11 protein-coding genes are annotated in these 18821 nt (G+C 70.3%); 6 read left to right on the top strand and 5 right to left on the bottom strand.

Features of this window, described 5'->3' with window-relative positions; genetic code table 11:
* Positions 1–108: 108 nt before the first annotated feature.
* Positions 109–2457: an arylsulfatase gene (locus ACSVDM_RS13435; RefSeq protein WP_439265089.1), complete on the bottom strand. Its 2349-nt coding sequence runs from the start codon at positions 2455–2457 to the stop codon at positions 109–111.
* A 98-nt stretch (positions 2458–2555) separates the two neighbouring features.
* Between ACSVDM_RS13435 and ACSVDM_RS13440 the strand changes: the two genes are divergently transcribed.
* The 4 genes from ACSVDM_RS13440 to ACSVDM_RS13455 are packed head-to-tail and all read left to right on the top strand — an operon-like array spanning position 2556 to position 7895.
* Positions 2556–4142: an ABC transporter substrate-binding protein gene (locus ACSVDM_RS13440; protein WP_439265090.1), complete on the top strand. Its 1587-nt coding sequence runs from the start codon at positions 2556–2558 to the stop codon at positions 4140–4142.
* On the top strand, positions 4139–5098 hold the full coding sequence (locus tag ACSVDM_RS13445; protein ID WP_439265092.1) for an ABC transporter permease: 960 nt from the start codon (positions 4139–4141) through the stop codon (positions 5096–5098). Before ACSVDM_RS13440 ends, ACSVDM_RS13445 begins: the two co-directional genes overlap by 4 nt.
* Complete coding sequence (locus ACSVDM_RS13450) at positions 5095–5934, top strand: ABC transporter permease (RefSeq protein ID WP_439265093.1); 840 nt, start codon at positions 5095–5097, stop codon at positions 5932–5934. Before ACSVDM_RS13445 ends, ACSVDM_RS13450 begins: the two co-directional genes overlap by 4 nt.
* A complete protein-coding gene (locus ACSVDM_RS13455; RefSeq protein ID WP_439265095.1) occupies positions 5931–7895 on the top strand; it encodes a dipeptide ABC transporter ATP-binding protein in 1965 nt (654 codons plus the stop codon). Before ACSVDM_RS13450 ends, ACSVDM_RS13455 begins: the two co-directional genes overlap by 4 nt.
* A 50-nt stretch (positions 7896–7945) precedes the next feature.
* Here the strand turns inward: ACSVDM_RS13455 and ACSVDM_RS13460 are convergent, their stop codons facing one another.
* The 4 genes from ACSVDM_RS13460 to ACSVDM_RS13475 form a co-directional block, all read right to left on the bottom strand.
* Positions 7946–8095, bottom strand: a complete 150-nt coding sequence (locus ACSVDM_RS13460; RefSeq protein WP_157104805.1) for a hypothetical protein — start codon at positions 8093–8095, stop codon at positions 7946–7948.
* A gap of 218 nt (positions 8096–8313) precedes the next feature.
* Positions 8314–10050: an NTP transferase domain-containing protein gene (locus tag ACSVDM_RS13465; protein WP_439265097.1), complete on the bottom strand. Its 1737-nt coding sequence runs from the start codon at positions 10048–10050 to the stop codon at positions 8314–8316.
* A gap of 60 nt (positions 10051–10110) precedes the next feature.
* A complete protein-coding gene (locus tag ACSVDM_RS13470) occupies positions 10111–10401 on the bottom strand; it encodes an MGMT family protein (protein ID WP_439265099.1) in 291 nt (96 codons plus the stop codon).
* A gap of 3 nt (positions 10402–10404) precedes the next feature.
* Positions 10405–11193: an alpha/beta fold hydrolase gene (locus ACSVDM_RS13475; protein WP_439265101.1), complete on the bottom strand. Its 789-nt coding sequence runs from the start codon at positions 11191–11193 to the stop codon at positions 10405–10407.
* A gap of 114 nt (positions 11194–11307) precedes the next feature.
* Here ACSVDM_RS13475 and ACSVDM_RS13480 point away from each other — a divergent pair, with 114 nt between their 5' ends.
* Together ACSVDM_RS13480 and ACSVDM_RS13485 are read left to right on the top strand one after the other, a co-directional pair.
* On the top strand, positions 11308–15003 hold the full coding sequence (locus ACSVDM_RS13480; protein WP_439265123.1) for an ATP-dependent helicase: 3696 nt from the start codon (positions 11308–11310) through the stop codon (positions 15001–15003).
* Positions 15000–18641, top strand: a complete 3642-nt coding sequence (locus ACSVDM_RS13485) for a UvrD-helicase domain-containing protein (RefSeq protein WP_439265102.1) — start codon at positions 15000–15002, stop codon at positions 18639–18641. Before ACSVDM_RS13480 ends, ACSVDM_RS13485 begins: the two co-directional genes overlap by 4 nt.
* Positions 18642–18821: the final 180 nt, after the last annotated feature.

The raw sequence follows: 18821 nt of genomic DNA on the forward strand, positions 1-18821 counted from the left end.
AGACTGTCTTTCCGCCGGTAGACGATATCCGACCAGGTCGACCCGCCGGGACCCGATCCCGACCTGGACAGACGCGTGACCAGCTCGGCGGAGTGCATGCCCGGGGCGCTACTCGGCAACGAACTCGGCCTCGCGTTCGACCGCATCGATGGTGGCCTGCGGAACCTGGATCGGACCTGGCGTGTAGGTGATCGCGCGGAGGGCGCCGGTGTAGCGGAAGGGGCCGCGGCGTTCGCGTAGGTCCCAGGACACCGGGCCGCGGGCGTCGACGCCGACGGAGATGCCGGTCCACGGCGCCATGCCGACGAGCTGGACCTGGTCGGGGAGTTCGGCCAGGGGTGTGCCGTCGGCTTCGACGACGAAGTCCCAGCGCAGGTGGGGACGCACGGTGGCGCGGACGGTGACCGAGCGGGTGCCGACCGGCAGCGGTGTGCCCACCGACGCGTAGCGGCCGTAACTGTTCACGCCGAGCACCACCTCGCCGTGCTCGATGTAGAGCAGGTAACCACCGAGCGGGTCACCGTGGGCGACGAGTACGCCTTCGTCGCCGTCCCGGTATCCGGTGGGCACGGATCGGTCACCGGTTCGCGAGGTGGCTGCGCCCAGTTCGGCGGTGATGGTGAAGTCGCGGTAGGCGATCAGCCGTTGCGAACGATAGCGCTCGAGGGTCGGGGTCCCGGGGAGCAGACGTACCGGGTCGGCCAGGCGGGCCTCCTCCGGGCGCCTGCGGAAGAGGTCGGCACGGGTGAGGAGCGGGAAAACCGTATTGGCCCACGCCGATTCGTCCCAGGCAGCCGCGAGTTCGGCGGCCTTGTCCGGATACTGTGCGGAAAGGTCGTGCAGCTCGGTGGGGTCGGCGCGCACGTCGAAGAGCTGCCAGTCGGGTGCGTCCAGGTCGGAGCCGGCTTCGTGGAGCGAGAGCAGTTTCCACCCGTCGCGATAGAAGCCGCGATGACCGGTCATCTCCGAATACTGCTCGGTGTGCAGGGTCGGTGCCCAGGCGTCGCGGAGCAGGGCGGCGGCGGATACGCCGTCGAAGTCCTTGGCCGGTAGACCGTTGCGGACCGAAGGCCGGTCGAGCCCGGCGAGGTCGAGCAGGGTCGGCGCCAGGTCGGTGACATAGGCGTACTCGTGCCGGATACCGGTGTCGTCGTCCTTGCGCGGCAAGCCTTTCGGCCACGACACGATCAGCGGCACCCGCACCCCACCGGCGAAGGTCTGCCCCTTGTAGAAGCGGAACGGCGTGTTCGACGCCTGCCCCCAGCCACGCGGGTAGTGCACCCCGAGCTTCGCGGTACCGATCAGTTCCTCGTCGTGGGGCACATCGCCCACCCAGTCGGGGTCGTCGATGTGCGCGAACTCGGCGAAATAGGAGCGGGTGCCCTCCGGCCCGCCCTCGGCGGTGCCGCCGTTGTCGGAGGTGAACACGATGACCGTGTTGTCGAGCTCGCCCAGTTCCTCGAGCAGATCGACGATGCGGCCCAGACTCTGGTCGATGCTGTCGACCATGCCCGCGTACACCTCCATGTACCGGGCGTACCGCCGCTGCTCGGCCGGGGACAGCGAATCCCATTCCGCCGCCTCGTAACCCGGCTCGGTATTGCGCGGCTTCTGCTGGGTGCCCGGGGGGAACAGGCCCTGCGCCAACTGCTCGGCGAAGCGCTTCCGGCGCAATTCGTCCCAGCCCTCGTCGTATCGCCCGCGGTACTTCGCCTGGTCCTGCGCCTTCGCCTGCAACGGCCCGTGCATGGCGACGTGCGCGAAGTACAGGAAGAACGGTTTCGTCGCGTCGTGTGCGCGTAGGTCCTTGATGTAGGACAGCGCCTTGTCGGTGAGGTCGTCGGTGAGGTAGTAACCCGGCGGATACTCCTCGACATCCACCACCGAACTGTCGGAAACCAGTTGGTTCGGGTAGTAGAAGGAATTGAGGCCTTCCAGCGACCCGTAGTACCGGTCGAATCCGCGCTGTGTCGGCCACGAATTCCGGTGCGCCGCCGGATTCATCGTGGCATCACGCACCAGATGCCATTTGCCCACCGCGTAGGTGGCATATCCGTTGTCCCGCAGAATCTCCGGGAGGGTGAGCACATCGTCGGCCAGTTCCAGGCGCAGCCCGGGATAGCCGGGATCGGCATTGGCGACGAAACCGAATCCCGCGCGGTGCGGATTGATACCGGTGAGCAACGCGGCGCGCGACGGTGAGCACAGGGGAGTGGTGTGGTAATTCGACAAGCGCACACCCGTCGCGGCGAGCCGATCCAGTGTGGGCGTGGCGATCTCGGAACCGTACGGGCCGATATCGCTGTAACCCATATCGTCCACGAGGACGACGACGATATTCGGCGCACCGGCGGGCGCCGTGGCAGGCGAGGTCCAATCCGGCGTGGAATCGGCGGAGGTGCGTCCGATCGAGCCTGCGAAGGATTCGTAACCGCGTGCGTGGGGTGGAACTGGCATTCCCGCAGTGAACTGGACGAAATGGCTGGTCACCAGGGTTAGATGCAGCCTGCGCGGAATCGGTGACCGGTGTCTCGCACATTGTTAGCGTCGCTGTCGTGTCAACGAACAATGCATCGCGTGGCGGTATCCATCGCCGAAATTTCCTGCGCACCAGCGGTATCGCTGCCGCGGCCATCTTCGGTGGGGCGGCCCTCGCGGCGTGCACCTCCGCGGTCTCGGAGCAGAAGGCAGGCGGCGACGACGCGACGCCGGTGCGCGGTGGCACCTTGAAGGTCGGCATCCGTGAGGACCTGGTGCCCGCCAACCTGCTCACCAATACCGCCGCCACCCCGGTGCTCGTCGGCCTGGTCTACGAATCGCTGATCCGCTACCCGAACGATTCACTCGAACCACAGCCGCTGCTGGCCGAGGCCTGGCAGCTCGCCGCCGACGGCCGCTCGGTGAGTCTGGACCTGCGCGACGACGTGAAATTCCACAGCGGGCGGGTGTTCACGGCCAAGGATGTGGAGTTCTCGATCCGCACCTACGCCGACCCCAAATGGTCGGCGCAATTGCGGTCGACCGCCGCCGCGGTGACCGAATTCGATATCGTCTCGCCCACCCGGATCGTCCTGCGTTTCGCCCATCCGGTGAGCAATATCTTCGACCTGCTCGATACGGTGCCCATTCTCGACAGCGAAACCGCCGACAAACTCGGCACCGGTGAAACCTATATCGGCACCGGACCGTTCACCTTCGTACAGCGAATTCCGAATTCGCAGCTGATCTTCGCCAAGAACAGCGGGTACTGGATCCCGGATCGTCCCTACCTCGACCGGGTGGAGGTCTCGATCGTCCCCGATCCGCAGGCTCTGCTGAACGCACTCAAGACCGGTCAGGTCGCCGCTGCGCGTGAACTCAGCTTCCGCGACGCCGAAACACTGTCCAAGAGTGGCGGATTCACCGTGCACAATCTCGAGGGCGCCGAACTGCAGACCTATGTGGGGGTCAATGTCTCCGAGCCCGCGCTGGCGGATGTGCGGGTGCGCCAAGCCATCGCCTACGCGCTGGACCGCGAACGGATCGTCACCGAGGTCTATCGCGGCGCGGGCTATCCCCTGAATGTGCCGTGGCCGAAGAATTCTCCCGCGTTCGACGAGTCCCTCAACACCAGGTACGGCCGGGATATCGGCAAGGCCAAGGCACTGCTGGCCCAGGTGACCAAGCCACCGCGCCTGCCGTTGACCTTCGCGCCCGGATTCGAGGCGACCGCCCAGATCGTGCAGGCCAACCTGGCCGAGGTGGGCATCGAGGTCGATCTCGACCCGATCGACAACGCCGCCTTCGTGAAGCAGCTCACCGGCCAGCAGTTCCGCGGGCTGTGGGTGACCGACCACTCGTGGGCACAGTTCGTGCCGTCGACGCTCACCGTGAGTGCGTACCCGTTCAACGCCCGCCGCAATGCCTCTCGCTACGAGTCGCCTGCCTACACCGCGGCCGCCGATGCCGCATGGCAACTGCCGCAGGGCACCGGGCCCGACGCGGTGCGCGCCTACCGGGCCGTGACGGATCAGCTGCTGGAAGGGCTGTTCCTGATCGAAATCGGCGTGCGTTTCCAGCAGTACTCCACCAGCAACACGGTGCACGGATTCGCTTGGACCAAGCGCCGCGAACCCGTACTCACCGACACGTTCCTGTCATGACGCGCTACCTGCTGCACCGCCTCCCCTCGGCGCTGCTCGTTCTGTTCGGAGCGTCGGTGCTGATCTTCCTGCTGCTGCGCCTGGTGCCGGGCGACCCGGCCACCATCCTGGCGGGCAACGACGCGACACCCGAGTCCGTCGCGGCCATTCGGCAGCAGCTCGGTCTCGACCGGTCGATTCCCGTGCAATACCTGAGCTGGCTGGGCGATCTGGTCACCCTGGACCTCGGCCGGTCCTACCTCATCGGTGGGCAGATCAGCGATCTTGTCGGTCGTGGGCTCACCAATACCCTCGTGCTCACGGTGACCGCGCTGGTGCTCGCCGTGGTGGTGAGCCTTGCGGTGTCGCTGGCCTCGGTGCTGTGGCCGAGTCGCTGGCTGAATACCGTGGTGGCGGCGGCGAATACGATCGCCGTCGCGTTGCCGACCTTCGTGGTGGGACCACTGCTGGTGCTGGTGTTCGCCGTCGCGATCCCGATCCTGCCCTCGGGCGGGGTGCCGCCGGACGGATTCATCGCCCGGCCGGATATCGCGGTGCAGTATCTGCTGCTGCCCGCGATCTGCCTCGCACTGCCGGTGGCGGCGGCGCTGACCCGGTTCCTCACCGAGTCCCTGCGGACCGAGCTCACCAAACCGTATGTGCTCACGGCACGTTCGCTCGGTGTCGACCACCGCGAGATCGTCACGCGCGGGGCGCTGCGCAACGCACTGCCGACCTCGCTCACCGTGCTCGGCCTGCAGACCGGTCAGCTACTCGGCGGGGCGGTGCTGGTGGAGGCGGCGTTCGTGTGGCCGGGGATCGGTCAGCTCATCGAGCAGGGCATCAGCCGCCGCGACTATCCGGTGGTGCAGGTGCTGTTGCTGCTCGCCGTCGCGGTGTTCGTGGTGATCCAGTTGCTCACCGATCTCGCCCATGCGTGGCTGGACCCGCGAGTCCGGATCGGGGGACGATCGTGACTGTCGCGATCGCGGAAACACGCGCGCGGCGAGCGGCCGCGTTGCGCAGTGGACAGGGACTGGCCGGTGTCCTCCTGGTCGGCGTGATCGCGCTCGCCGGTGTGTTCGCCGGAGTACTGAGCTCCTTCGACCCGCTCGCGCAGATACCGTCCGCCAACCTGCTCGGCCCGAGCGCACAGCACTGGCTCGGCACCGACCACCTCAACCGCGACGTCGCCGCGCGCGTGCTGGCCGGAATCCGCGTCGACCTGCTCATCGTGGCACTCGCGGTGCCGCTCGCCGCGGTGATCGGTTCGCTGATCGGGCTCGCCGCCACCGTGCACCCGTTCGCCGATGTCACCGTGCAGCGCCTGTTCGACCTGGTGCTGGCCTTCCCGTCGCTGATCTTCGCGATCGCCCTCGCCGCGATCACCGGGCCGGGCTGGCACGCGGTGGTGATCGTCATCGTGGCCGCGGAGATCCCGATCTTCGGTCGTCAGATCCGCACCGCCGTGCTCGCGGTGCGCGAACAACCCTTCGTCGAGGCATCCGAGGTGATCGGCGCGGGCACCTGGTGGACGCTGCGCAAACACGTGCTGCCCAACGCGATCGAACCGCTCGTCGTGCAGTTCGCGCTGTCGCTGTCGGTCGCGGTGTTCCTCGAGGGCGCGATGAGCTTCATCGGGATCGGGGTCCAGCCCCCGAATCCCTCGCTCGGCTCGCTGATCGGTGAATCCATCGGCAACCTCGACGCCAATCCGTGGATGGCGGTCGGGCCGCTGGTCGTCGTCGCCGGGCTGACGCTCGGATTTCTGTTGATCGCCCAAGCACTGGGCAACGCGAGGAGATCGGGATGAGTACGCAAGAGCGCGAGCCCGAAGATGTCGTGCTCGACATCACCGAGCTGGTCGTCGCCTTCGGGGACAAGACCGTGGTGCACGGGGTGAGCTTGCAGGTGCGGCGCGGGGAGGTCGTCGCGCTGGTCGGCGAATCCGGGTCGGGGAAGTCGCTCACCGCGCGGGCCGCGCTCGGACTGCTGCCGGAGACAGCGCGGGCGCGCGGGTCGGTCACCCTCGCCTCGACCGAGATCGTCGGCGCCGACGAAGCGACCTTGCGCGGCCTGCGCGGTACGCGGGCCGCCATGGTGTTCCAGGAGCCCCAGACCGCGCTCAATCCGGTGCAGAAGATCGGCACCCAGCTCGTGCGGGCCCTGCGCGCGCACGGCGTCACCGACAAGGCCGCGGCCCGTGCCCGCGCGATCGAACTGCTCACCGCCGTCGACATCCCCGAACCCGCCGAACGCCTCGACTGGTACCCGCATCAGCTCTCCGGCGGGCAGAAGCAGCGGGTGGTCATCGCGCTCGCGCTGTCGGGTGAGCCCGACCTGCTCATCGCCGACGAACCGACCACCGCGCTCGACGTCACCGTGCAGGCCGAAATCCTCGACCTGCTGCACACGCTGCGACGTGATCGGGGCACCTCGGTGCTGTTCATCACCCACAACCTCGGCGTGGTCGCCGAGATCGCCGATCGCGTGGTGGTGCTGCGCGCGGGTCAGGTGGTCGAACAGCAGCCGGTCTTCGACCTGTTCGCCGCACCGCAGGCCGAGTACACCCGCACGCTGCTCGCGTCGGTCCCGCGCTTGCCGGCACGTTCGGCGCGCGGTGGGGCAGCGGTGGCGCCCGAGGTCGGCGACCCCGACGGCGTGCCCGAGGTCCAGCCAGTCGAGACGGTGATCCCGACGCGCGGTGCGAACGAGGCCGACGTCGTCCCGAACGCTTCGAGCACCGAAAGGCCCGACCCGGTGCGGTTCGATACCGGTGCCGAGGCGGCCGACCTGGTGGGCACTGGGGACGGTACCGCTCCAGCCCTTCCCGCGGAGTCCGATGGTGCGGCGGGTCGCGCGACTCGGGGTCTCGAGCGGGCGCTGCGGAGGGTGGTGGAACGGAAACCGGCCGTCGTCGCCGAGAAGGGCGGGGGCGTACCGGCACCGGAGTACCGCGAGGTGTTGCGGATCGACGAGTTGTCCGTGGTCTATCCCGGTCGGCACGGTGGTGCCGCGTTCCCCGCGCTGCACGACATCTCGTTGACGCTGAGTCCGCGCGAGGTACTCGGCATCGTCGGGGAGTCCGGTTCGGGCAAGAGCACACTCGGGCGGACCGCGCTCGGGCTGGTGCCCGCGACCTCGGGGACCGTGCAGCTACAGGGTGTGTCGCTGACCGGGTTGCCCCGGCGGGAGCTGCGCGGGTTGCGCAGGCACGTGGCGCTCGTGCATCAGGATGTGAGCGCCTCGCTCGACCCGCGACGCAGCATCGCCGACGCGATCGGTGAACCGCTCCAGGTGCATCGAGTCGCCTCGGGGGCGCTGCTGTACTCGAAAGTGGGCGATCTGCTCGAGTCGGTCCGGTTGCCGAGGGACTACGCCGAGCGCAGGCCGGCGGAGTTGTCCGGTGGGCAGCGTCAGCGGGTGGCGTTGGCGCGGGCGCTGGCACTGGCGCCCCGGCTGCTGGTGGCCGACGAACCGACCAGTGCGCTCGATGTCTCGGTGCAGGCGCAGGTGCTCGACCTGTTCGCCGATCTACGCGCCGAATACGGGTTCGCGAGCCTGTTCATCAGTCACGACCTGGCCGTGGTGCATCAGGTCGCCGACCGCGTCCTGGTGCTGCGACAGGGCCGGATCGTGGAAACCGGTGCGGCACGCGCGGTGTTCGCGGCACCAGCGCAGGAATACACCCGTCGCCTGCTCGACGCGGTCCCCGCGCCCGATCCGTCGACGGCTCGCAGGGGACGTGACGCGGCCCTGCCGATCGGGGCCTGACGTGGACGAGCCGCCGGTACCGGTACCGGCGGCTCGTCGACACGCGTGGATCAGTGGCTGCCTGGGCGGCGCGGCTCGCGCCGATCATCCTGGCCTGCTCGCGTCATCCGCTGCGAGTCCTGCTCCTGCCGCTGCTCCTGCTGCTGGCGGGGCATCTGCTTGGGCATCTTTTTCGGCGTTTTCTTCGACTTCTCAGCCATCTCCACACGGTCCTTTCCGAGGGATGAATACTTCGCCTAATTCGGATGTCCGGCGTAATTCCGCCTTTTTCGAGGCGGGGTACGCCTGACTTGCTCAACGATAGGCATCGAGTCGTCGCGGCGGTAGAGTTGAACGATAAATAGCATTCCTACCAGCGGATATTCGGCGTGTCCCGGCATTTTCGGCAGTCACCGACGGTAATTCCGGCGACATTGTTTCAACTCGGGAGCGGGAGGAATTCCACGAGGTCGCCGTCTTCGGCCGATGGTGCGACCACGACCAATCCGTCGCGGTCGACGAGACCGGCCAGGTGGGCGGTGCGGATATTCGGGTCACCGATCCAGCCGCCGCCGGGGGCGTAGCGCGCGGGCGTGATGCGGGTGACGGGGGCGGCGATTTCGGCGGCATTGTGCAGCGGGCCGACAACGGTGCGCGGCGGCGCCGAGGCGGTGCGGGCCGCGACGATCGCCGGGGTGAGGGCGAGTAGTACGGCGATGGCGGCGAAGGGATTACCGGGCAGGCCGAGAACCGTTGGGCCGTCGGGCAATTCGGCTACGACGGTCGAACCACCCGGGCGCAGTGCGAGTCTCGGGACGACGATGCGGGCGCCGGTGCGCGCCAGCGCGGTGCGCAACTGGTCGGCGGCGCCGCCGCCGGTGGCGCCGACCACGACCAGTAGATCGAGACCGGTTGTGGCGGTGAGCATTTCGTCGAAACTGTGCGCGGTGTCGCGCAGGTGCACCCGGTCGACCACGCGTACACCGCAGCCGGTGAGCAGGTCCGGCAGGACGGGGCCGATCGAGTCGCGAGTCTGGCCGATCTGCAGCGGGCCGGTGCTGCGGATCTCGTCACCGGTCATCACTATTCGAGCTCGGACGGGCCCACGGACCGAACCCGTTGTCACCTCCACCGAGGCGGCGGCCGAGCGCAGCGCCGCCGTCACCCGGGTGCCCGCCGGGGCGACGCGATCACCGACCCGCAGGTCCTCGCCGCTGCGCCGCACATCGCTCCGGATCGGGGTGCCGGGCCGCCGTGCCAGATCGTCGCCGGTGACGACGGCGAATTCGTCGCGCAGCACGGAGGTGGTTCCGTCGGGCACGTGCGCACCGGTCGCGATCCGCACCGCCTCGCCGGGCAACAGCCCGAGCGGCCTTGCGCCACCGGCGAATCCGACATCGCGGCGCAGTCGCCACGGGCCGTCACCGCACACGGCGTAGCCGTCCATGGCCGAGACGTCGAAGCGCGGCAGTGCGCCCGCCGCGACCACCGGTTCGGCCAGTGCGGCGCCGGGTACGTCGGCGAAAGCGGCGTCGTAGGCGATCAACGGGGTGAGTGCGCCGGCGATGCGATTCCTGGCTTCGGTGAGGTCGAGGCGGGCGTCGTTGTCGACGGACTCGCGTGCCCGGCGCACCTCCTCCTCGGTATCGCAGTCGGTGGTGCCCGGCAGTTCGACCAGAGCCGTCTCGGTGGGGATGATCGCCTTCATCGGCTGGTTCACCAGGGCGTCCAGGCCTGCCAGCGCCGCCGTGAGCGCGGTGCGCCGCCACACGCCGACCAGGTACTGCGGCCGCCCCGACGCATCGATGGCGAACACCGCTTCGGCGGTGGATTCGGCTGCGCGGAGCAATAATTCGCGCACGGTGTCGCGTGTGAGGAACGGCATGTCGGCCGCGAGCACAACGATCCACGGTGCCGACTCGGGCCCGAGCGCGGCCAGCCCGGTGCCGATGGCGGACACCGGCCCCGACCCCGGCGGCACCTCACGCACCTGCTTGATCCGCGCGTCGAGTTCGGGTCGCGGCGGACCGACGACAACCACCTCGCCGCAGTCGCTCACCGCCCCGAGCGCCGCCTCGAGCATCGACCGCCCACCGATCACGATCCCGGGCTTGTCGACCCCACCCATCCGGCTGGCCCGCCCGCCCGCCAGCACGATCGCATCGGCATCGGTCATGAGACCAGCGAAGTAGTCGACATGTCGGCCATGCTATCCGCGCCGGCCCCGACCCGATCGTCAGAGGCGGGCGGTGCGCAGGTCGATGCGGCCGTCGGTGATGGAGACTCCTTCCTCGGCGAGGAGGCGGAGCTGGCGGGCGGCGAGGTGGGGGGAGGGGCGGCCGGAGGCGGGGACCACGCGGTGCCAGGGGAGGTCGGAGGAGTCGGTGCGCATGATCCAGCCGACCGTGCGCGGCGAGGACAGGCCGACGGCGGCGGCGAGGTCGCCGTAGGTGGCGACGCGACCGGGTGGGATGGCGGCGACGAGGGCGCGCACCCGCTCCACCTGGTCGTCGGTCGTCGCGGGCACGGTCTACAGCACCGACGCGATGAGCGCGGCCGTCTCGGCGGGACGGGCCTGCGGGACCATGTGGTCGCAATCCCAGTCGTGAGCGGTGAAATCGGCGAGCTCGGCGGCCAGCGCACCACGGAATTCGGCGGTGACGTACGGCGGCTGCACCTTGGCGGCCTGGACCAGCACCGTCGGCACATCGGCGGGCGGCAGCACGAACGGACGGGCCAGCTGTCCCCAGTACGAGGTGATCGCCGGCTGGAAGGTGCGCCACCGCACCCGGCCGCCCTCGGCGGGCACCAGGTGCTCGGCGAGCTCGCGCTCGAGTTCGGCCGGGTCGACCTCGTCGGGGCCCCACGCGCTCACCTGTTTGTCCGAGCGCGCCTCGTCGACATCGGTGTAATCGGGTGAGGCCAGATCGGCGGCGGCCACCTGTTCCATCAGCTTCGGGTCGATCCCGATGGCCGGATCCAGCAGCACCAGCGAGCGCACGAGTTCGCGATGCGCGCGCGCCAGATAGATGCCGACCGCGCCACCGAACGAATGCCCGACCACGACGACCGGACCGTCGGTCTCCGCCCGCACGAGTGCGGCCACATCGGCGGCGAGGGTATCGATGTCCCACGGCGGCAGGGAGGTGGAACGACCGTGTCCGCGCAGGTCGGGCGCGATCACCCGGGCCTGCGGCAGATGCCGGGTGGCGAGGGTTTCCCACCGGTTGCCGTGGCCGGTGAGGCCGTGCAGGGCGAGGACGACGGGACCGTCGGTGGGGCCGAAACGTTGTACATGAAGCGACGACACGACAGCCATTGTGGCCGGTCGCGCACTATCGCGCAGCGTGTCCCCCGATGGGGGTGGGCGGGCGTGTCGGTGGGGTCTGTTGCAATAGCCGATGTGGTGCGATCGGATAGCTCGGTGCGACTCGTGCGCCGGACGACGCGAGCGCCCCGGCCGCGGGCCTGGGGCGCGCCTGTGCGCGCGCTGTTCGCCGAACAAGCCCAACCCGCCCCGCCGCGCCCCGGCTGGCTGCCCTGGCAGGTGCTCGGTGGCCCCGGCACGGGCAAGACCTCGCTGCTGGTCGACCTCGTCGCGGCCCGCATCACCGACGGCGCCGACCCGTCCTCGGTCCTCGTCCTCACCCATACCAAACACGCCGCCGCGGCCCTGCGCGACGCCATCACCCACCGGCTCGGCCCGCAGACCGGCATCCCCGGTGCCAGCCGCGAACCCATGGTTCGCACCCTGCACTCCTACGCCTTCTCGGTGCTGCGCCGTCACGCCGAACGGCACGGCAACCCGCCGCCGCGTCTGCTCACCGGTGCCGAACAGGACGCGGTCCTGCGCGAGATGTTGCGCGGCGACCTCGAAGACATCGAAGACGGTGCGTCTGGTCTGTGGCCGCCGCGCCTGCAGCCCGCGCTGACCCTCGGCGGGTTCGCCGAACAACTGCGCGACCTGATGTTGCGCGCCACCGAACGCGGGATCGGCCCCGAGGACCTGATGAAGCTGGGCCGTGAACACGACAACGACGCGTGGGTGGCCGCCGGTCGGTTCCTGCAGCGCTATGAAGAGGCGTCGATGCTGCGCTGGTCGGTCGGTGTGGCCGCGCCGGAAGCCACCGCGCCCGCCCTCGACGCCGCCGAACTGGTCGGTGCCGCCCTCGACGCGCTCGCGGGCGACCGCAATCTCCTTGCCGCCGAACGTGATCGGATCCGGTACCTGCTCGTCGACGACGCCCAGCACCTGGATCCGCAAGCCGCGACCCTGGTGCGCGCGATCGGCAGCGGTAGCGCGAGCACTGTTGTCACCGGCGACCCCGACCAGGCCGTTTTCACCTTCCGTGGCGCCGACTCGCGGTTCCTCGTCGACCTCGACACGGTTCCCCGACGCCGAATCATCCTGCGCCACAATCACCGCAGCGGTGCACCGATCCGCCTGGCCACCGCCCGCATCGCCGCCCGGCTGCCGGGCAGCGCGCGGCATCGGGTGCTGCCGGGGCAGGAGTCGCGCGCTGACCTGAACGAGCCAGAAGCCGAGGTGGACTCGCGCGGTGGCGAGCCCGATGGCCCCGGGCCCGATCCGGCTGCCGAGCGGCGGGGCCAGGGCAGATCCGATGAGTCGACAGCCGGGCCGCCGCCGGACGACGAGACCAGCGTGCGGGTTCGGGTGTTGTCGACGCCCGCCAAGGAAGCCGCGCTGATCGCGGACCATCTGCGGCGCGCGCATCTCACCGACGGTGTGCCGTGGTCCGACATGGCGGTGATCGTGCGATCGGTGCCGTTGTCGCTTGCCCCGTTGCGGCGGGCGCTGCTGGCCGCCGGGGTGCCGGTGCGCAGGCCCGCCGTGGCCGAACCACTGGCGCGTAGGCGGGGCGCGGCGTGGATGGTGCTCGCGCTGCGCGTGCTGCTGGCCGGTGATCGATCGCGGCCGGGTTCGCGACGGGCCGTCGACTCGGTGTTCTCGCCCGAAGACGCCATGGATCTGCTGTCGGGACCGCTCGGTGGGGCCGATCAGATCGCGCTGCGCAGGTTGCGCCGTGGCATCCGCCGCACCGTGCTCGACCTCGAACGCACCGGCGCCTTGGCGGGCACGCCGCCCGAAGCGGCCGACCAGTTCCTGCTGTGGGACGAACCGCCGCCACCACCGGAATGGCCGGAGCCCGAACCGGATCCGGTCGACGACGAGTGGCTGCCCCCGCCGCCGGACCCCGACGACCCGTTGCGCCCGGAGCCGGAACCGGACTGGGATGTCGCCGAACGGCTTCCGGACGACATCGACGTCCTCGATGCCGAAACCATGCCGCCCGCACTGGACGTCGTCGCCACGCCGACGCGCCCGGAACCGGCCGAGGTACCGCTGATCGACCAGTCCTCGGCCGAGGTACTGCGCGACCTCATCGTCGGTATCGGCGAGCCCCGCCTGCTCGACGGTCTCACCGAGGTGGAGGCGGCCCCGCTGCACCGGGTACTGCGCGCCGTCGACAAGGCCAGGCAGGCCCAAGCGCACGACAAGGGCCTCGAGGACGTGCTGTGGACCCTGTGGACCAGTTCGCGACTGGAACGCCGCTGGTTCCGGCAGTCCCGGCGCGGCGGCGCGGCCGGTATGCAGGCCGACCGCGACCTCGACGCCGCCGTCGAATTGTTCGACGCCGCAGCGGCCTATGTCGACCGGCTACCGAAGGCGGGCATCGAGGGTTTCGTGGAATATCTGCTGCACCAGCAGATTCCGCAGCAGGGCAGGCCGTTGACCGCCGAAACAGAGGCCGTCACGTTGCTCAGCGCGCACGCGGCGGCGGGCCGGGAGTGGGACGTGGTCGCGGTCGCCGCCGTGCAGGAGGGCATCTGGCCCAACCCGCGAGCGCGCGGCACGCTGCTGCACACCGAGGACCTGGTCGACCTGGTGGCCGGTGTCGACCCGGCGGCGAAGACGAACCGGGCGGCCCCGATCCTCGCCGAAGAACGCCGACTGCTGCTCGTCGCGTGCAGCCGGGCTCGGCGCTCGCTGCTGGTGACCGCCGTCGAATCCGTTGCGGGAGACCAGGATCTGGTGCCGTCGCGGTTTCTCACCGAACTGCTCGGCGACGACGACACCGGCGAGCCGGGCGCCCTGCCCGTCGCCGATCCCGGCCGCGCGCTGGTGATGCACGCGCTGGTCGCCGAATTGCGCGGTGTGGTCTGCGATCCCGGCGCCGACCCGCGGCGCCGCGACCGCGCGGCCCGGCAGCTGGCGCGCCTCGCCGATGCGGGTGTGCCGGGTACCGACCCCGACGACTGGTACGGCACCGCGGCACTGAGCAGCGAACGCGAACTGTGGGACGACGACGATTCACCCATCGGCCTGTCCCCGTCGACGGTCGAACTGCTGCGCACCTGTCCGCTGCGCTGGGCGCTGGAACGCCACGGCGGCACCGACGGCGACAACCCGCACGCCGTGAAGGGCAACCTCGTACACACCCTGGTGCAGGCACTGGCGGGCAACGTGCCGGAACACCAGGTGCGCGCCGCCCTCGACCAGGCGTGGAAGGCGATCGACCCGGCCACCGGCTGGCACTCCCGCCAGGAACTGCGCCGCACCGAGGCCATGCTCGAGACCTTCCTCGCCTGGGTGCGCACCACCCGTGGCGAACTCACGCAGGCCGGGGTCGAGGTGCCGGTGGACTGCGTGCTGCCGCCGCGCGCGGAAGGGGAACGGCCCGTGCGTATCCGGGGCCGGGTCGACCGGCTCGAACGCGACGCGCAGGGCCGGTTCGTGATCGTCGACGTGAAGACGGGCAAGACACCGATCAGCGCGAAGACCGTCGCCGACCACGCCCAGCTGGCCACCTACCAGGTCGCCGCCGCCCACGGCGCGCTCGACGAGGAGGACGCCGAACCGGGGGAGCCGGGCGGTGCGCGCCTGGTCTACGTCGCCAAACCCCACAACAAGACCGGGGCGACCGAACGCGCCCAGGACCCCCTCGACGCCGAGGGACTCGAGCAGTGGCGAACCACCATTCACGACGCCGCCGCGGCCACCCGCGGCCCCGGCTACCTCGCGGTGCGCAACGACGGGTGCAGGCACTGCCCGGTCGGCGGCAGCTGTCCCGTGCGTGACACCGGACGGCAGGTGACCGACGAGTGAGCGGCGTGTGCGTCACCCCGCAGCGGCTGGCCGACGCGCTCGGTCTGCCGCCACCGACCGACGAACAGGCGGCCGTCATCGCGGCGCCGCCCGGTCCCACGCTGGTGGTCGCGGGCGCGGGCGCGGGCAAGACCGAGACGATGGCCGCGCGCGTGGTGTGGATGGTCGCCAACCAGCTCGTCGCCCCCGACGAGGTGCTCGGCCTCACGTTCACCCGAAAAGCGGCACAGCAGTTGACCTCTCGCATCCGCACCCGCCTGGCCCGGCTGGCCGGTGCACCGCTGGTCCGCGAGATCGATCCCAGCGGCGCGCTGCGCACCGTCATCGCGGGCGCCGAACCGGAGATCAGCACCTACCACTCCTACGCGGGCAGGCTGCTCACCGCACACGGTCTGCTGCTGCCGGTGGAACCCTCGGCCGCGCTGCTCACCCAGACGCAGCTGTGGCAGCTCGCGCACGAGGTGGTCCGCTCCTGGGACGGCGACCTCGACACCGACCGCACCCCCGTCTCGGTCACCGAGGCCGTGCTCGCGCTGTCCGGGCAGCTCGCCGAACACTTGGTGGAGGCGGAGGAACTCGCCGAAGCGCACGCCGAACTGGAAAAACTCGTCTATACGCTGCCCGCCGGACCGCGTCAGCGCGGCGGCCCGAGCCAGAAGCTCCAGGACGTGGTCAACGCCCAGCGTGAACGCGTCGCCCTGCTTCCGCTGGTCAATCAGCTCGCCGAGGCACTCGAACGCCGCGGCGCCCTCGACTTCGGCTCCCAGATGTCGCTGGCTGCCCGCCTGGCCGTCGACCACCCCGAGGTCGCCGCCGCCGAACGCGCCCGCTTCAAACTGGTGCTGCTCGACGAGTACCAGGACACCGGACATGCCCAGCGAGTCCTGCTGTCGGCCTTGTTCGGCAATGCCAGGGCGGTACAACAGAATCGGCGTAGCGAGCCGGTGCGGGTGCGCGCGTCGGCCACGTCCGACCACGCCACGCTGTGGTCCGACGACCCGGCCCCCGGTGAAATCGCGTCCGATGTGCGTCGGGCCGGCAGCCCCGGCCGCCGCGGTGGTGCGCGCGACGGCGTCGATGATGGTCGGCGTGGTGATTCGCCGAGCTCCGGCTTGCCCGGTGGGGGCAGCCCTGGTGCGTCCGGGGACGGAAGTAGAGCCGGGGAAGCAGGTTCCGGTGCGCTCGCCGTGACGGCGGTGGGTGATCCGATGCAGTCGATCTACGGATGGCGTGGTGCCTCGGCGGCGAACCTGCCCCGGTTCGCGACGGATTTCCCTGTCGGCGACGGGCTTCCGGCGCCGATTCTGCCGTTGCTCACCAGTTGGCGGAATCCGCCCGAAGCGCTGGCGTTGGCCAACCTCGTGGCCGACCCGTTGCGGTCGCGAGCGCGCGCGGCCGGGGGTGCGACCGTGGACGCCCTGCGTGCCAAGCCCGACGCCCATGCGGGCACTGTCGAACTCGCGCTCACGGAAACTGTTGCCCAGGAACGGGATTGGATTGCCGAGCGGATCGCCCGCGAGTGGATCCAGGCGCGGGAAGAGGACAGACCGCCGCCTACCTCGGCGGTACTCATCCGGCGCAACGCGGACGCCGCGCCGCTGGCCGAAGCTCTGCGCGAACAGGGCCTTCCTGTCGAAATCGTCGGACTCGGTGGACTTTTGGCGACCCCCGAGGTGGCCGACATCGTCGCCACCCTGCGGCTGATCGCCGAACCGGGCACCGGAAGCGCGGCGGTGCGCATCCTCACCGGCGCGCGCTGGCGCATCGGTGTCGCCGACCTGGCCGCGCTGGCCAAGCGGGCTCGGATGCTGTCGATCGGGAGCCTGTCCGGCGATGCCTCCACCGCGATCACCGACGCGACCGGCCTGGCGTCCGCCCTGCGTGAGGTGGCCCCGGAACCCACCGAACGCGCGGGCCTGGCCGACGCCATCGCCGATCCCGGTCCGGCGGAGAACTATTCGGAGGCGGGTTACGCGCGCATCCTCGCCCTCGGTGAGGAACTGGCGGCCCTGCGTGAACGCAGCGGGCAGCCACTGGTCGAACTGGTCGCCGACGTCGAGCGGACGATCGGCGTCGGTGTGGAGACCCAGACCCGCCGCGCGATCGCGGGCGGCGGCGCGGGCCGCGAACACCTGGATGCCTTCGCCGAGGTGGTCGCGGGTTATGCCGCCGACTCGCGCGCCTCGCTCAGCGGGCTGCTCGCCTTCTTCACGGCCGCCGAATCCGTCGAGAACGGTTTGGAGCCGGGCGAAGTGGAGGTCGCCCGCGATCGGGTTCAGGTGCTCACGGTGCACGCCGCCAAGGGGCTCGAATGGGAAGTCGTCGCGGTGCCGCACGTGAGCGCCTCGGTGTTCCCCTCCACCACCGCCCTGAGCACCTGGCTCGGCGCCCTCACCGAACTCCCCACCACCCTGCGCGGCGACCGCGCCCAGCCCGACGCCGCCGAAGGCGTCCCGGTCCTCGACCTGAGCGGCGTCGGTGACCGCGCCGAACTCGAACAGGCCATCACCGAACACCGCGACGCGCTCAAGAGCCGCCGCCTCGACGAAGAGCGCCGCCTGTTCTACGTCGCCCTCACCAGAACCGAACGGGTCCTGCTGGTTTCGGCCTACTACTGGCCCGAAACCGGCACTTCGCAGAAGGGGCCGTCGGAGTTCCTGCTCGAACTCAAAGAGGCCAACGACGACCCCGACAGCCCCGCCTACGGCGTCGCGACCGTCGCCCGCTGGGACGACAAACCACCGGCCGACGCCGTCAACCCCTTCGCCGACAACCCGCCGACCGCCCAGTGGCCCCGCGACCCCCTCGGTGACCGCCGCGACCCCATCGAACAGGGCGCCACCCTCGTCCGCGCAGCCCTCGACCAGTTACGCGGCACGCCGGCCGAATCCGCGCCCGAGGACGACGATCCCGAAGGCTGGGCCAACGACGTCGACGCCCTGCTCGCCGAGTTCACCGCCGCCGAACTCGCCGAACAGCAGGTGGAACTGCCCGGCCAGCTCCCCGCCACCGCACTGGTCGAACTGCGCGCCGACCCCACCCGCCTGGCCGCCCGCCTACGCCGCCCCCTGCCCTACCCGCCGAACCCGATGGCCCGCCGCGGCACCGCCTTCCACGCCTGGGTGCAGTCCTGGTACAGCACCGATCAGCTGCTCGGCCTCGACGAACTGCCCGGCGCCGCCGACACGGCAGGCCGCGCCGATCAGGAACTCGCCACCATGCAGGCCGCCTTCCGTCGCTCACCCTGGGCGCACCGCAACCCCATCGACGTGGAGGTGCCGTTCGAAACCAGCATCGCGGGCACCGTCATCCGCGGCCGGATGGACGCCGTCTTCGCCGAACCCGGCGACCGCTGGATCGTCGTCGACTGGAAGACCGGCGCCGAACCCGGCCCCGCCGACGAACCCGCCGTCGCCATGCAGCTCGCCGTCTACCGCCTGGCCTGGGCCCGCCTGATGGCCGCCCGCACCGGCGAATCCGAGGACGCGATCCTCCAACGAGTCGGCGCCGCTTTCCATTACGTACGCTCCGGCCGCACCATCGCCCCCACCGACCTGGCAGGCCCGGACGAACTGGCCCGCCTCATCCACGACGCCGCCCCGGAAAACAAGGACACCGAACAGCAAGACCCCCACTGAGCCGATACTCTTCCCGCGAAGAGGAAACACAAGACCGGTCTCGGCGTTGCGTACCGAGACTCGCGGCGCCAGCTAGTCTTCCCCGCGAAGAGGAAACCACGATCGGTCTCGGCGCGTCGCCGCCTCTGGACTGACCGAAGGGTGCGACGAAGGAGTGCCCGTAGGGAGGGAAGAGGCGGC

This window comes from Nocardia sp. JW2, from assembly GCF_051843015.1.
Lineage (GTDB): Bacteria > Actinomycetota > Actinomycetes > Mycobacteriales > Mycobacteriaceae > Nocardia > Nocardia coubleae.

What these genes read in the sequence shown, in the direction of transcription:
- ACSVDM_RS13460 (WP_157104805.1), bottom strand. Translation starts at nt 8,095, where the DNA reads ATGGCTGAGAAGTCGAAGAAAACGCCGAAAAAGATGCCCAAGCAGATG.
- ACSVDM_RS13475 (WP_439265101.1), bottom strand. Translation starts at nt 11,193, where the DNA reads ATGGCTGTCGTGTCGTCGCTTCATGTACAACGTTTCGGCCCCACCGAC.
- ACSVDM_RS13445 (WP_439265092.1), top strand. Translation starts at nt 4,139, where the DNA reads ATGACGCGCTACCTGCTGCACCGCCTCCCCTCGGCGCTGCTCGTTCTG.
- ACSVDM_RS13455 (WP_439265095.1), top strand. Translation starts at nt 5,931, where the DNA reads ATGAGTACGCAAGAGCGCGAGCCCGAAGATGTCGTGCTCGACATCACC.
- ACSVDM_RS13435 (WP_439265089.1), bottom strand. Translation starts at nt 2,457, where the DNA reads ATGCCAGTTCCACCCCACGCACGCGGTTACGAATCCTTCGCAGGCTCG.
- ACSVDM_RS13465 (WP_439265097.1), bottom strand. Translation starts at nt 10,050, where the DNA reads ATGACCGATGCCGATGCGATCGTGCTGGCGGGCGGGCGGGCCAGCCGG.